This is a genomic window from Haematospirillum sp. H4485, assembly GCF_012102745.1.
Classification (GTDB): domain Bacteria; phylum Pseudomonadota; class Alphaproteobacteria; order Rhodospirillales; family Rhodospirillaceae; genus Haematospirillum.
Map to the genome: position 1 here is coordinate 411,312 of NZ_JAAVSY010000001.1, position 14,130 is coordinate 425,441.

A 14,130-nucleotide genomic window follows, 5' to 3' on the forward strand; every position below is an offset into this window, starting at 1 on the left:
AGGTGCCACCCCTGTTCTATCCCGGTGTGTCACCTGCGGGATAAATCGGGAGGGCTCCAGCGCAAAAGCACCAACGAGCCCAGAACAACACTGACGCTGGAAAAAGCCATGGCTGCTCCGGCAATCACCGGATCAAGAAGACCCGCAACAGCCATTGGAACAGCCGAGATATTGTATACAAAAGCCCAAAAAAGATTTTGAAGTACTCTACCCAGAATTGCTTCAGCAATAGCAAAAGCATATGGCAACAGGGCAATATCCCCGCGCATCAAGACAACAGACGATGATTCCATAGCGACATCTACACCCGATCCCATTGAAATCGCAACATCAGCCATCGCAAGTGCAGGGGCATCATTGAGACCATCGCCAATCATGCCAACGCCATGCCCTGCAGTTTTGAGAGATACAATAATGTCCGCTTTTTTCTGTGGAAGCGTCTCGGCATAGACATTGGAAATTCCGACAGCCATGGCAACAGAGCGAGCAGAACGCACGCTGTCACCTGTCAACATCACAACATCCAGGCCACGGGACTTCAGCCACCGAACAACTCCCGGCGATTCAGGACGAATACGATCTGCCAAAGCAAAAGCTGCTGCTACCGGGCCATCATCCGGGGCCAGCCATACCAAAGTCTGCCCCTTGTCCCGCCGAAGATCGGCCCACTCCTGCCATGGCTCACATTCCTTGCCTTCCTGCTGCATACAGACCGATGATCCCAGAACCCAGCCGCGCCCCCCAATCTTTCCGCGTATACCTAGGCCGGGCATTTCAATCCAGTCTGTAACATGCGTGACCTCACACCCTTCCTCCTCTGCCTTTTCCACAAAAGCACGGGCAAGGGGATGAAGGCTCCCCTGCTGAAGGCTGGCGGCAACAGTCAGCATGGCACCAAGATCATCAGCGAGACAATCAACCACGACTGGTCGGCCTTCCGTCAAGGTTCCTGTCTTGTCCATAACAACGGTAGAGAGCGTACGTATCTTCTCAAGCACCGCCGCATCACGCAGAAGAACACCATGGCGGGCAGCAACAGATGTACCGACAACAAGTGCCGTTGGTGTCGCAAGGCCCAGTGCACAAGGACAGGCAACCACCAGCACCGAAATTGCCGCGATCATCCCCACCTCGAGATTTCCGGCAATCACCCACCACCCCGTAATGGTCATCAAGGCAAGAACCATAATGCAGGGCACGAAAATCGCTGAAATCCTGTCCACCAAAGCTTGCACGGGTGGCTTTGAAGCTTGGGCGGTCTCGACAAGATGAATGATGCGGTTCAGCACAGATTCTGCACCAACGGCCTGTGCGCGAATTCTCAGAACACCATTGATATTCAGGGACCCACCGACAACGGCATCACCAACACGTTTTGATACCGGCATACTCTCACCGGACAGAAGGGATTCATCCACATCGCCCATTCCCTCCTCAAGACATCCATCAACCGGTATTCTCTCGCCCGGACGAACGCAAATCACCATTCCCGGGACTACCTGTGCAGCGGGCAGCATGTACAGCCCCTTGTCCGGTATATGGACGCACACCTCATCAGGACGCAGCTTCATCAGGGACTGCAGTGCTGCACCGGATGCGTCACGTGCCCTTCCCTCCAGCCACTTTCCAAGAAGAACCAAGGTGATAACCACCGCAGATCCCTCGAAGTACAAGTCCTGGTGATGTCCCCCGGTGCCCCATATGACCCTTTGGACGGACAGACCCCACGCAGCAGATGTTCCAAGGGCCACAAGGCAATCCATTGTGGCATACCCCTTCTTCAGGGCAGACCAGGCACCACGATAAAAACGGGCTCCTCCGGCTATCTGCACAACGGTCGCCAATACCGCCTGTATCAGTACAGGAACACGCCATGGAGAAGACAGCAGGTGCAAAACCATATCAGCGACAAGGGGAAGAGAAAGCAGTCCAACACCAACAAGAAGAACAATCTCACGGCGCTGTCTCTGTTTCTTTTCATGCTCGTAGGCCCGAAATCCCGCCGCCGTTTCGGGCAGGTCTCCTGGAATAAAACCGGCATCCCGAACTGCTTGATGCAGCGCCTCCTGCCCACCGGCGAATGAGGCACTCATCCAGATATCGGCCCGCTCTAGGGGGAACAAGACACTCGCATGCTCCACGCCCTCCAGCCTGGACAAGACTTTCTCAAGACGTGATGCGCAGGCAACACAGGTCATCCCCTGTACGGAAAGGCCTATATGACCGGCAGACGATGCAACCTGGGTGCGACGAGAATCCATAGACATCTCTCCGGGCACGATGTACCAAGAACGGGCGACGTGCAGTAGGCATGTCAGAAGCTATCCCTTCGTAATAACAGGCAGGGATATTGGGTCAACAGAAATGAAATGCACAACCACATTGTGTGCTTGTATCCTGGTTAGCATGGTGTAACAAAAAAATGCCCATAGACGTGCAGTCCCAATCCCCGGAACAGACAGTCATGCCATTGGTTTTGATCGATAACTACGACAGCTTTACCTGGAACCTCTGGCATTATCTGGCAGAGCTGGGAGTGGAAGCAAAAGTTGTGCGCAACGATGCTGTAACAGCCAAGGATGTCATGGCGTGGCAACCAAGAGGGATTGTTCTGTCACCCGGACCATGTGACCCTGACAAGGCCGGCATTTGCTTGGAGCTGATTGAAAAGGCTGCCGGACAGGTTCCGGTCATGGGGGTATGCCTGGGGCATCAGGCCATAGGCCAAGTTTTTGGAGGGCGTGTTGTCCGCGCGCCAGAGCCAATGCATGGCAAGATTTCTCCTGTCCACCATACCGGGCAAGGGCTTTTTTCAGGCCTGCCCAATCCCTTCCGGGCTACGCGCTACCACTCTCTTTTGGTCGCTCGCGATTCCCTGCCGGACTGCCTTGAAATCACGGCACAAACTGAAGACGGTTTGATTATGGGCCTGTCGCACCGCGACATGCCAATTCATGGCGTTCAGTTCCATCCGGAAAGCATCGCCAGCGAACATGGCCATGATATATTCCGTAATTTTCTGAATATAGCTGGTTATACTTGCAATGAAAGGGCCGCCTGAACCATGAGCGGAGGACTGGGAAAATTTCTGCCGCGCCTGGCTGATGGCGAGGTTCTGTCTTCAGAAGAGGCCGCCGAGGCTTTTGATGTCATCATGTCAGGACGAGCTACCCCTGCTCAGATCGGTGCCTTCCTGATGGCCATGCGCCTGAGAGGTGAGACCGTTGATGAAATAACAGCAGCGGCCAGGACAATGCGCTCTCATGCTGTGCGGATACAGGCTCCACCCGGCCGCCATCGACATTGTCGGAACCGGTGGTGATGGCAGCGGAACCTATAATATATCCACCGCTGCGGCCCTTGTTGTCGCTGCGGTAGGGGTTCCTGTTGCCAAGCACGGCAATCGCGCTGCATCGTCGCGCTCGGGATCTGCGGATGTTCTGTGCGCACTTGGCCTGAATCTGGACGCCGATTTCACAGTTGTCGAAAAGGCCATGCACACGATTGGAATTGGTTTCATGATGGCTCCTCGCCACCATTCGGCCATGCAGCATGTTGCCCCCGCACGCCGGGAAATTGGGGTAAGGACGATTTTCAATCTCCTTGGGCCGCTGACCAATCCTGCCAGTGCTGATTATCAGCTGATGGGTGTATTTGATCGCAAGTGGCTTGAACCGGTTGCCCACTGTTTGGGAAAGCTGGGACTCAGGCGGGCAACAGTCGTATGCGGTCACGACGGCTTGGACGAAGTAACAACGACAGGCCCAACCTATGCCGCCGAACTCAGAGATGGCGACGTCCGATGCTTTGAGATTGTTCCGGAAGATGCAGGCCTGCCGCGGGCAACTTTAGCTGAGTTGAAAGGGGGAACCGCCGAGCATAATGCGGAAATGATCCGCAAAATACTGGGGGGTGAGCCGGGGCCATTCCGTAATATTGTGGTTTTGAATGCAGCCGCAGCGCTTGTGACAGCCGAAAGGGTCAATACCTTGCGTGAAGGTGCCGAGCTGGCTTGTCGCGCAATCGACAGCGGCAAGGCATCCAGCATACTGGCTTCATTGGTACGCCTCTATGGATCGCATCACTCTGTCAGCGTGCGTGAGGTCAACGTATGAGTGATGTGCTCGAACGCATCTGCGCACAAACCCGTTTGGATCTGGAGCAAAGGAAGAAGAAGTTTTCCCTGCGTGACTTGGAAGACAAAGCTACAGCCGCTGACCAGGCCCGTGGCTTTGCCAACGCCTTGGACCAGCACGTGGAGCAGGGACGCTATGGCCTGATTTGTGAAATCAAGAAGGCATCACCGTCCGGTGGATTGATACGCCCCGACTTTGATCCATCTGCACTGGCCAAAGCCTACGAAAAAGGTGGGGCATCATGCCTCTCTGTTCTGACAGATGTTCCCTTCTTCCAAGGATCGGATGCCTATCTGGTTGCGGCCCGCGCCGCTTGCTCCCTGCCCGTCCTGCGCAAGGACTTTATGCTTGATCCATGGCAGATCGTTGAATCCCGCTCCATGGGAGCCGACTGTGTCTTATTGATTGTTGCAGCACTGGATAAAGCCTTGCTGGCAGAAATGGAGTCACTGGCCCTGTCGCTGGGAATGGATGCCCTGATTGAAGTCCATGATGAATCTGAGATGGAATGCGCTTTACGTCATACACAATCAGGATTGATCGGCGTCAACAACCGCAATCTGCGAACCCTGGAAACCAATCTGGCAACAACCGAGGCACTGGCTGCCATGGTTGGTAAAGATCGCACCCTTGTTTCAGAGAGTGGGCTGAAACAAAAAGCAGATCTCGACAGAATGGCACAATCAGGAGCCAGACGGTTTCTTGTTGGTGAAAGCTTGATGCGCCAAGAGGATGTTGAGACTGCTACACTGAGGCTTGCTGTCGCATGATGCTGTAAAACCTCTTCTCGCATACAGCCTGTTGGCGTTGACCTGACGAAAGAACTAAAGTAGAACATACTATTGTTCTTCTGATCTCTTGGCTGGCGCCTACAGCGCTGGGTAGGGTGGGGTCCATGCTTACAAAAAAACAGCATCAGCTTCTCTGCTTTATTGATCTCAGGCTACGCGAGAATGGGGTATCACCGTCGTTTGACGAAATGAAGGATGCCTTGGGACTACAATCAAAATCTGGCATTCATCGCTTGATTACGGGATTGGAGGAGCGGGGCTTTATAAGGCGCCTGCCCCACCGCGCCCGGGCGCTTGAAGTTATACGCATGCCCGAAAGATCATCTGGGCAAGCAGGAACAAAAGGACGGCCTGACGAAACAGTGCGGACAATCAGTCATGTTCGCAGCAACTTCGGGCAACCCCTGTCAGGGATTCCCATCCCCGGTAACAGCGAGGCCGTACAACTCCCTCTCTATGGCAAGATTGCTGCCGGAACGCCGATCGAAGCGCTGTGTGACCAAACAAGCCTGGTGGAAGTTCCTGCATCCATTCTGTCGGGAGGAGATCACTATGCCCTTACCGTGGAGGGCGATTCCATGATAGAGGCCGGCATTCTTGATGGTGATACCGTGATTATACGGCGCTGCGAGAAAGCCGAAAACGGCACTATCGTTGTTGCGTTGGTTGATAACGAAGAAGCAACCCTCAAACGTCTGCGCCACAAGGGCAATGCAATCGCGCTCGAGCCCGCCAATCGTACATATGAAACGCGTATATTTGGCCCGGATCGGGTTACGGTACAGGGACAACTGGTTGGACTCCTGAGAAGCTACTAGAGATATCAGAAGACATCCACCATTGGCATAGAACCTTCCGTTTCATCTTCATTGCCCCATGATACGGGCTGTTGCGAGTGGCTCCATAGCCTCTCCCCCTGGTCGTCGACGACCGTACGGACCTGTATGCCCGTATTATAAAAATAGAAAACATGCGTCCCTGCTCGCTCAAGAGCCCAGCCATCGATAAAACGATTTGCTTTGCATCTGCTTCGCAAGGAAGAGTTTGAGGGAACTTTCAGGGGTGTTACAATAACGTCAACTTGGCTACAGTCTTCAAGGATCGCTTCTTCACGATAGGCAAGTGCAAGACGATGCCCACCATGCTTATACAGGCAACCATACGGGTCACAGCGCCAAGGCCCTTCCCCCGTACTCCAGCGATCCCAGCTTTCCGAACTTTTCCCCCACCTCTCCAGCCATGTAGAGCGGGTAAAACGACCGGAACGCCCGGGCAAGAGAATCAATCCTTCGCTGTCACTCACGGCAGTCACTTTCCCGTCTCCGCTGACAACAAGCTGTGGAATATCCCGCCATATCCAAGGCGACACGAGCGAAATCAGCAGAACAGGTACTCCCCACCAACGCCATGCACCTTGCCAAACGCAAAGCCAAAAACCTGACAAAGTTGCTGCAACCAAGGCAGCCGAGGTCATAGGGGGTGTATGAAGGCTCGCATGCGGGAGAGCTGAAATAAGAATAGCAAGCTCCCGGACAAGATCCACGCCCCACGCCAAGGGAATCAAGGCCAACGCTTCCATATCAAACGGCACCAGAACCAGGGCCAGAACTAACCAAGGCATGATCCAGACAGCTGTTACAGGTACAGCGACCAGATTGGCCAGAAGCCCGTAAAGAGGGAGACGATGAAAGTGATAAATGGCGTATGGGGCCGTTGCAACAGTTGCCAACAGAGTGGAAGAAACAATACCAAACACATAAACAGCACCTGATCTCCAAGCCGCCGACACTGGGCCACCTGACTGGGCACGCCAGTTTGTCAGGCGCGGTTGCAGAACCATATAACCCGATATCAAAGCCAGAACGGCAGCAAAAGACATCTGGAAACTGGGCCCAAGAATACTTTCAGGCCGGAAAAGCAGGATCAACAGGGCCGCAACCGCGAGAACGCGGAATGAGAGGGCCTTGCGGTCAAGGACAATGGCACACAACACAACCCCGCTCATAATCCAAGAACGTACAGCTGGTATGCCACTTCCGGAGATCAAGAGGTAAACAGTTGTTGCCAACAGAGCCAGAACCGCAGCCAATTTCTTGGCATCCCACCGCAACGCCACGGCGGGTACCATAGCCAGCCCACCACGCACGACGACAAAGATAATTCCGGCATAAATTCCTATATTCAAACCAGAAATAGCCAAAAGGTGTGACAGTCCGGCATCGCGATAGGCATCAATTGTGGCAGAAGAAATAGCCTGCCGCTCTCCGGTCACCAAGGCTGCCGCAACAGCCCCCCCCATCACCCGGAATACCCTCTCTCAGTCGCTGGCCAACACGTTGACGCACTGTCTCGGCAAAAGCCCAGACAGAATCAGACAGATCCTCACCAATAAACTCTGGGGTACTGACACCGTAACCAACCGCTCCGATCTTCTCAAACCAGGCTATACGCTGAAAGTCATAGCTACCCGGTGCAGACGGCGGTGATGGTGGCAAAAGACCCGCCCGTAGACGTATTCTCTGGCCTGGTAATGCGTGAAAGCCCCTGCGCATAATCAAACGCACGCGATTCGGTGTATTTTCAGGTTTAAATCCCGTAATAACAACATCTTCAAGAAGAATACGGGATCCGACCGGTAATGGCTCGATCCTGACAACAACCCCCTCAAGAATGACAGGAGGAACCTCCCGCATCAGGACCGGGGCGGAGACCCTCACCGCAGACTGATGTGCACACATAAAACCAGCCAGAAAAACCAAGCTGGCAATAGCGCACCCCATCCAGAAACCACGCCGCACATAAACAGACCATGCCAAGACACACGCACTGACAACAGCGATAAAGACCAATGCGCTGATGAGGTAGATGGATGGTTCTATATGCAAAGAGAAGTAAACCCCTGCCCCACTGGCAAGAAAGACAGCCCCCCACGGCAAGCCCCAATCCTGCTCCGCAGCCATTTTCCAACGAATTTGATCAAAAATATGTGATATGCGAAGGAAAAGATGAAGGAACACCGTGGCTGACAGCCACGTCCGGGCGTACATGTTTACGATCTCCCTGCTGCAAGTGCGCAAAGAATATGCTACGAAGGGCTGCTGCTTGCAAATAGCCTCTGAGGCAGGGCAGTATAGGATCCTTTTTTTGGCATCGGCCCCAAACCTAGGCTTTGTCTATGAATGTTGTTACACGATTTGCACCGTCGCCTACGGGCTTTCTTCATATTGGCGGTGCCAGAACAGCCTTGTTCAACTGGCTGTACGCCAGACATAACGGCGGAAAATTTCTTGTCCGGATTGAAGACACGGATCGCGCTCGCTCAACCCAGGATGCCGTTGACGCCATCTTTGACGGCTTGAGCTGGCTGGGGCTAAACTGGGATGAGGAGCCTGTCTTCCAGTTTTCCAAAGCCCAGAGGCATGCTGAAGTTGCCCGCACGCTCGTGGAGCAGGGCAAGGCGTATTACTGCTACTGCTCTCCAGAAGAGCTTTCAGCCATGCGAGACGAGCAGAAAGCCGCCGGGCTGCCTATGCGTTACGATGGTCGCTGGCGTGACCGCCCCGCAACAGATGCGCCAGCCGGCATCAAACCCGTTGTCCGCCTGAAGGCACCCCAGAACGGTGAGACGGTTTTGTCCGATCTGGTTCAGGGGGAAGTGCGTATTGCCAATGCACAACTGGATGATATGGTCCTGCTGCGCGCAGACGGCACACCAACCTACATGCTGTCCGTAGTGGTCGATGACCACGATATGGGCATAACCCATGTCATCCGTGGCGATGATCATCTGACAAACACATTCCGACAAATCCAGCTTTATCATGCATGCGGCTGGGACTTGCCGGTCTTCTCCCATATTCCCCTGATCCATGGACCGGATGGCGCAAAACTGTCCAAACGTCATGGCGCATTGGGGGCAGAGGCCTACCGTGACATGGGGTTCCTGCCCGAAGCCATGCGCAACTACCTGCTGCGTCTTGGCTGGGGTCGTGGTGATGAGGAGATTATTTCCACACAACAGGCCATTGAATGGTTTGATATTGCCGATGTAGGCCGGGCACCATCCCGCTTTGACATGGCCAAGCTGACCAACCTCAATGGCATTTACCTCCGTCAGGCTGATGATGGCCGCCTGTGCGACCTGATTATTCCGCTCCTTGAGAAAGAGACACGCCAATCTCTGGACAAAAAGGCCAAGGACCTTCTGCTCCGAGCCATGGATAGCCTGAAACAAAGGGCAAAAACGATCAACGAGCTGGCACAATCAGCCCTGTTCTATGTGCAGCCCCGACCACTGGTGCTTGAGGAAAAAGCAGCGCGGCAACTGGACGACAATGGCGCCCGACAGGTTCTGGAAGATTTGATCGTTCGCCTTGACAGCGCAGAGCCTTTTTCCAGAGAAGCGCTGGAAGACCTTGCGCGTGTTTATTCAGAAGAGAAACTGTTGAAACTGGGAAAGGTTGCCCAACCGTTACGGGCTGCACTCTCTGGCTCAACCGTATCGCCACCCATCTTTGAGGTTATGGAGCTTTTAGGAAAACAGGAAAGCCTGGCTCGCCTGCGTGATGCGCTCAACCGTGCCATTGCGTGATGTTCACTGCTGCCCGTAGGTTGCTCTTCAAGAAAGAGGCCTTGTACCAACGCATTTCCAGAGGGGTTTACCAACATGTCGAAAACCAAGAAGACAGTCACGGTCACAGACAACCGGAACGGAAAGTCCTGGGAATACCCCGTCATGGACGGCAGCATTGGCCCCAGTGTCGTGGATATCCGCAAGTTCTATGCCGATACAGGCATGTTCACATATGATCCTGGCTTCACGTCAACGGGGTCCTGCGCATCCGGGATCACCTATATTGATGGCGATGAAGGCATTCTGCGTCATCGCGGATATGCCATAGAGGACTTGGCCCAGCACTGCACGTTCCTGGAAGTTGCCTATCTTCTTCTGAGAGGTGAGCTGCCCAACCCGAAAGAACTGAAAGAGTTCGAGGGCACGATCACCTATCACACCATGATCCATGAGCAGGTGACACGCTTCTACCAAGGCTTCCGCCGGGATGCCCATCCGATGGCCATCATATGCGGGGTCGTTGGTGCGCTGTCTGCTTTCTACCATGATTCACTGGACATCAGCGATCCACACCATCGCATGATATCCCAGCACCGCATGATTGCCAAAATGCCAACCATAGCGGCATGGGCTTATAAGTACTCCATAGGCCAGCCCTTCATCTATCCCAAGAATGAGCTGAGCTACGCCGAGAATTTCCTGCGGATGATGTTTGCCACTCCATGCGAGGAGTACAAAATCAGCCCAACACTGGCAAAAGCCATGGATCGCATCTTGATCCTGCACGCTGACCATGAGCAGAACGCCTCGACATCAACAGTACGCCTGACAGGGTCATCCGGCGCAAATCCCTTTGCTTGCGTTGCAGCGGGCATTGCCTCCCTGTGGGGACCAGCACATGGTGGTGCCAATGAAGCCGTTCTCAAAATGCTGGCTGAAATCGGCACAGTGAAGCGGATTCCGGAATGCATCAAACGCGCCAAAAGCAAAGATGATCCATTCCGCTTGATGGGCTTCGGACATCGTGTTTACAAGAACTACGATCCCCGCGCCAAGATCATGGCACAGACGTGCAAGGAAGTGCTCGATGAGCTGGGCATGAAAAATGAGCCTCTTCTTCAGATCGCGATGGAGCTGGAGCGTATTGCCCTGGAAGATGACTACTTTGTCCAGAAGAAGCTCTATCCCAACGTAGACTTCTATTCCGGGATTATCTTCAGGGCTATGGGCATACCTGTAAGCATGTTCACATGCATCTTTGCACTGGCCCGGACAACCGGGTGGATATCGCAGTGGAATGAAATGATTGGCGATCCGGACCAGAAGATTGGCCGCCCACGCCAGTTGTTCACAGGACACGCCCAACGCAAGTTTGTGCCACTGAAGAAACGGTGATCTCTCAGAAGGAAGCGACCGATACATATGGTCGCTTCCCCTTCTCAGGGATCAGGCCATGATTGCGAGGATCATGTGTTCATCGAGAGGTCGTGATGCTGAAGTCCCTGTATGGCGCGGCGGTCTCTGTGGCTGTCGTCCTTAATGTCGGCGGGGTAAAAGCCCAGACCTTCGTCTTCAATACGGAGGAATGGTACCCCTACAGCTATAGCAGCCGCGGAACATTCGTGGGAACTGCGACACAGATTGTCCGGCTTATGGCCGAGAATGCAGGCATCGCATACACAATTGCCGTCCATCCACGGGCACGATCCTATAACATGACGATGAGCAAGAGCTTTAACTGCTCGTTTCCCGTGCCCCTCTCTGATGAATCCAGCAAGAAGCTGAAGTGGATTGCACCGATAGAAATGAATCGGTGGGTTGTTTACAAGAAAAAGGACAGCACATTGGCCCTGCAAAACTTGGGGGACCTGAAAGGCAAAACCATTGGTGGTTATATAGGGGGCAGTGTCAGCGCCTATGTCAAAAGCCTTGGGCTGAAGGTCAATTATGAAACTGTTGATGACGCGAACCCGAAAAAACTTGAGCAGGGAAGCATCGACGTCTGGGCAACAACAGAATTTTCTGCCCTGACTTTGGCACGGAAAGCAGACGTTGAAATCGAAGAAGCCTTTGAGATTGAGAAAAATATCATGGGCATTGCATGCAACAACAATATTGATGATATGATAATAGACAGGCTGCAACAGTCGCTCAACGCACTCAACAACTCTGGAGAGGCAGACGCAATCCGCCGGTCGAAATTCTAGAATAGGCCGGGAACCACACCGAGGTCTCCGGCTTATCCCTTTCCAGTTACCCCTTTATTTTGAGAAAACGGACGTCAGGATTGTCTTCTGCCGTACGATCCAGATGCCAAGCATTGCGGGCGAGGAAAACAGGCTGGTCCTCATGATCATCAGCTATTGAGGCTTGGTTGGCATCAATCATTTTTTTCAGGGCTACAGGATCTGTGCTCTCAACCCAGCGGGCTGTATACAAAGGCGTTGGTTCAAAAACAACCGGCACCTCATATTCTGTACGAATACGATCCGCCATGACTTCAAATTGCAATGCCCCGACTACACCAACAATCCAGTCCGCACCGAAGCGGGGCTTGAAGACACGAGCCGCTCCCTCTTCAGCCAGCTGGAGCAACGCCTTGCTCAAGTGTTTTGCCCGCAAGGGATCGTGTGGACGAACTTTTTGTAAAAGCTCGGGAGCAAAACGGGGAATACCGGTAAAATGCAGCTCTTCTCCCTCTGTCAGGGCATCACCAATAGCCAGATTGCCGTGATTGGGAACTCCAATGATATCGCCGGGAAACGCTTCCTCAGCCAATCCACGATCCTGTGCCAGAAACATGACCGGATTGTGCATGGTCATGATCTTGCCGGAACGCACATGCTTGAGCTTCATCCCTCTCTTGAAGTGACCGGACGCCAGCCTGACAAAGGCTATACGATCCCGGTGCCTTGGATCCATGTTGGCCTGCACCTTGAAGACAACACCCGTAACATGCGGCTCTGTCGGCATGATCGGGCGCTCAACACAAGGCTGGGGCCGAGGGGGAGGAGCTTGACTCGCCAAGCCGTCCAGAAGCTCCCGGACACCAAAATTATTGACCGCCGATCCAAAAAAAACGGGGGTCATATGACCTTCACGATACGCCTGGATATCGAATGGTTTGCAGAAAGCACGAGCCATTTCAACATCATGCCGCAAAGCCTCCACGGCCAAGGCAGGCAGTTGCCGATCCAGCTCGGGGTCATCCAGACCGGTACAGGATGCCCCAAGCCCAGGCATTCCTCCCTTTGAACGCTCCATCAGAATCAACTGATCCTTCCAGAGGTCATAACATCCCAGAAAGGCCTTCCCCATTCCAATCGGCCAAGAGGCGGGCGTTACATCCAGTGCCAAACTCTGCTCTATTTCATCAAGCAGGTGGAAAGGATCTTGCCCTTCCCTATCTAACTTGTTGATGAACGTCATAATCGGAACATCACGCAGACGACAAACCTCGAACAGCTTACGGGTTTGCTCTTCTATTCCCTTGGCCGCGTCGATAACCATGACAGCGCTGTCAACGGCTGTCAGGACACGGTAAGTATCCTCGGAAAAATCCTCGTGACCAGGCGTATCCAGAAGATTGAATGTGCAGTCTGCATAGTCAAAGGTCATGACTGAAGACGCGACCGAAATGCCCCTTTCCCGCTCGACCTTCATCCAGTCAGAATGAGCACGTCTTTGTTCTCCTCTTGCCTTGACAGCACCGGCCACCTGAATCGCACCTCCGAACAGGAGCAGCTTTTCAGTCAGTGTTGTTTTTCCGGCATCAGGGTGCGAAATAATAGCAAACGTGCGCCGCCGGGATACGGCATGGGAAAGATTGGACATGGAATACGATCGCCTGGGCAACATAACAGAAGCGGGAAGAGGTAGACCTAACCGATGCAGGCAATCCATGCAAGAGCCATGGATACAAGGCCGATCTTCAGGCGTGCTCTCACATATAAAAGAACAGCTAAAGGATTGTAGTGCCCACGTGACACAATCTGGAATACTTTACCGCCTTGTTGGCCTTATATCACTCGCACTTGCCCTTTCTGCCTGCAGCAGTGATACAAACAGCCACATTATTCCCCGGGAACGTGGCTCTGCCTGCCTTGTTTCTTTATCCTATCATGCATCAGCATTTGATACTGCGGCAAAGAAAACCGGCATGAAAACAGGCTGCTCCGTCGAAACACCAGTTTCCCTGTCCGGGACTCAGGTTCCCCTGTCCAGACCCGCGCTGATGGACTGTACGTTAGCCTTACGCTTTTCAGTCTTTGAGACCGCTTCCATCCAACCCTTGGCAAGAGAGATCTTTCATCAGGAAGTGCAGGTCTACCACCACTATGGGGCCTATGCTTGCCGGGGTCGCAGCTCAAACCGCAAACGGCTGTCTGAACACAGCTATGGCAAAGCACTGGACATCGGCGTTTTTGAACTCAGGGATGGCACCCGGATCTCTGTTGCCAAAGACTGGAAAGATGCTGGCAAGAAAACTGAATTCCTCAGAAAACTGTCACAATCGGCCTGTAAATGGTTCAGTGTGGTATTGACCCCAAACTCTGATAGGGACCACCACGACCACCTTCACCTTGATATTGGACCATGGAAAAAATGCGGCATATGACCCGGACCCGCT

At 53.5% G+C, this 14,130-nt stretch carries 11 protein-coding genes and 1 pseudogene; 8 read left to right on the forward strand and 4 right to left on the reverse strand.

Going from position 1 to position 14,130, the window contains the following annotated elements; translation table 11 throughout:
- Window positions 1-29: 29 nt before the first annotated feature.
- Window positions 30-2,261 carry a heavy metal translocating P-type ATPase gene (locus HEQ61_RS01980; protein WP_168018981.1) on the reverse strand — a complete coding sequence of 744 codons (2,232 nt, stop codon included), beginning with the start codon at window positions 2,259-2,261 and terminating at the stop codon, window positions 30-32.
- A 203-nt stretch (window positions 2,262-2,464) separates the two neighbouring features.
- On the opposite strand from HEQ61_RS01980, the gene HEQ61_RS01985 reads away from it, so the two are divergent.
- From HEQ61_RS01985 to lexA, 4 genes and pseudogenes are all read left to right on the forward strand, one after another.
- Window positions 2,465-3,061 (forward strand): anthranilate synthase component II, encoded by a 597-nt coding sequence (locus tag HEQ61_RS01985; RefSeq protein ID WP_168018982.1) that lies wholly within the window; start codon window positions 2,465-2,467, stop codon window positions 3,059-3,061.
- Window positions 3,062-3,064: 3 nt separating this feature from the next.
- A pseudogene (gene trpD / locus HEQ61_RS01990) lies at window positions 3,065-4,115 on the forward strand (anthranilate phosphoribosyltransferase).
- The gene (trpC, locus tag HEQ61_RS01995; RefSeq protein WP_168018984.1) at window positions 4,112-4,906 is read left to right on the forward strand and encodes an indole-3-glycerol phosphate synthase TrpC; all 795 of its coding nucleotides are present in this window, start codon (window positions 4,112-4,114) and stop codon (window positions 4,904-4,906) included. Before trpD ends, trpC begins: the two are co-directional and overlap by 4 nt.
- Window positions 4,907-5,031: 125 nt before the next feature.
- Entirely contained in the window at window positions 5,032-5,745 is a 714-nt protein-coding gene (gene lexA, locus HEQ61_RS02000) for a transcriptional repressor LexA (RefSeq protein WP_168018985.1), read from the forward strand.
- A gap of 5 nt (window positions 5,746-5,750) precedes the next feature.
- Here the strand turns inward: lexA and HEQ61_RS02005 are convergent, their stop codons facing one another.
- The gene (locus tag HEQ61_RS02005; protein ID WP_168018986.1) at window positions 5,751-7,226 is read right to left on the reverse strand and encodes a ComEC/Rec2 family competence protein; all 1,476 of its coding nucleotides are present in this window, start codon (window positions 7,224-7,226) and stop codon (window positions 5,751-5,753) included.
- Entirely contained in the window at window positions 7,159-7,974 is an 816-nt protein-coding gene (locus tag HEQ61_RS02010; RefSeq protein WP_168018987.1) for a DUF4131 domain-containing protein, read from the reverse strand. The genes HEQ61_RS02005 and HEQ61_RS02010 overlap by 68 nt, the downstream gene beginning before the upstream one ends.
- A gap of 128 nt (window positions 7,975-8,102) precedes the next feature.
- On the opposite strand from HEQ61_RS02010, the gene gltX reads away from it, so the two are divergent.
- The 3 genes from gltX (at window position 8,103) to HEQ61_RS02025 (ending at window position 11,707) form a co-directional block, all read left to right on the forward strand.
- The gene (gltX, locus tag HEQ61_RS02015; protein ID WP_168018988.1) at window positions 8,103-9,518 is read left to right on the forward strand and encodes a glutamate--tRNA ligase; all 1,416 of its coding nucleotides are present in this window, start codon (window positions 8,103-8,105) and stop codon (window positions 9,516-9,518) included.
- A 75-nt stretch (window positions 9,519-9,593) separates the two neighbouring features.
- Entirely contained in the window at window positions 9,594-10,895 is a 1,302-nt protein-coding gene (gene gltA, locus HEQ61_RS02020; RefSeq protein WP_168018990.1) for a citrate synthase, read from the forward strand.
- Between the two features lie 95 nt (window positions 10,896-10,990).
- The gene (locus HEQ61_RS02025; RefSeq protein ID WP_168018992.1) at window positions 10,991-11,707 is read left to right on the forward strand and encodes a substrate-binding periplasmic protein; all 717 of its coding nucleotides are present in this window, start codon (window positions 10,991-10,993) and stop codon (window positions 11,705-11,707) included.
- A 46-nt stretch (window positions 11,708-11,753) separates the two neighbouring features.
- Here the strand turns inward: HEQ61_RS02025 and HEQ61_RS02030 are convergent, their stop codons facing one another.
- Window positions 11,754-13,334 (reverse strand): peptide chain release factor 3, encoded by a 1,581-nt coding sequence (locus HEQ61_RS02030; RefSeq protein ID WP_168018994.1) that lies wholly within the window; start codon window positions 13,332-13,334, stop codon window positions 11,754-11,756.
- 148 nt (window positions 13,335-13,482) lie between these two features.
- On the opposite strand from HEQ61_RS02030, the gene HEQ61_RS02035 reads away from it, so the two are divergent.
- Window positions 13,483-14,118, forward strand: a complete 636-nt coding sequence (locus HEQ61_RS02035) for an extensin family protein (protein WP_322099167.1) — start codon at window positions 13,483-13,485, stop codon at window positions 14,116-14,118.
- The last annotated feature ends 12 nt before the right edge of the window (window positions 14,119-14,130 follow it).

What these genes read in the sequence shown, in the direction of transcription:
- HEQ61_RS01980 (WP_168018981.1), bottom strand. Translation starts at nt 2,261, where the DNA reads ATGGATTCTCGTCGCACCCAGGTTGCATCGTCTGCCGGTCATATAGGC.
- HEQ61_RS01985 (WP_168018982.1), top strand. Translation starts at nt 2,465, where the DNA reads ATGCCATTGGTTTTGATCGATAACTACGACAGCTTTACCTGGAACCTC.
- trpC (WP_168018984.1), top strand. Translation starts at nt 4,112, where the DNA reads ATGAGTGATGTGCTCGAACGCATCTGCGCACAAACCCGTTTGGATCTG.
- lexA (WP_168018985.1), top strand. Translation starts at nt 5,032, where the DNA reads ATGCTTACAAAAAAACAGCATCAGCTTCTCTGCTTTATTGATCTCAGG.
- HEQ61_RS02005 (WP_168018986.1), bottom strand. Translation starts at nt 7,226, where the DNA reads ATGGGGGGGGCTGTTGCGGCAGCCTTGGTGACCGGAGAGCGGCAGGCT.
- HEQ61_RS02010 (WP_168018987.1), bottom strand. Translation starts at nt 7,974, where the DNA reads ATGTACGCCCGGACGTGGCTGTCAGCCACGGTGTTCCTTCATCTTTTC.
- gltX (WP_168018988.1), top strand. Translation starts at nt 8,103, where the DNA reads ATGAATGTTGTTACACGATTTGCACCGTCGCCTACGGGCTTTCTTCAT.
- gltA (WP_168018990.1), top strand. Translation starts at nt 9,594, where the DNA reads ATGTCGAAAACCAAGAAGACAGTCACGGTCACAGACAACCGGAACGGA.
- HEQ61_RS02025 (WP_168018992.1), top strand. Translation starts at nt 10,991, where the DNA reads ATGCTGAAGTCCCTGTATGGCGCGGCGGTCTCTGTGGCTGTCGTCCTT.
- HEQ61_RS02030 (WP_168018994.1), bottom strand. Translation starts at nt 13,334, where the DNA reads ATGTCCAATCTTTCCCATGCCGTATCCCGGCGGCGCACGTTTGCTATT.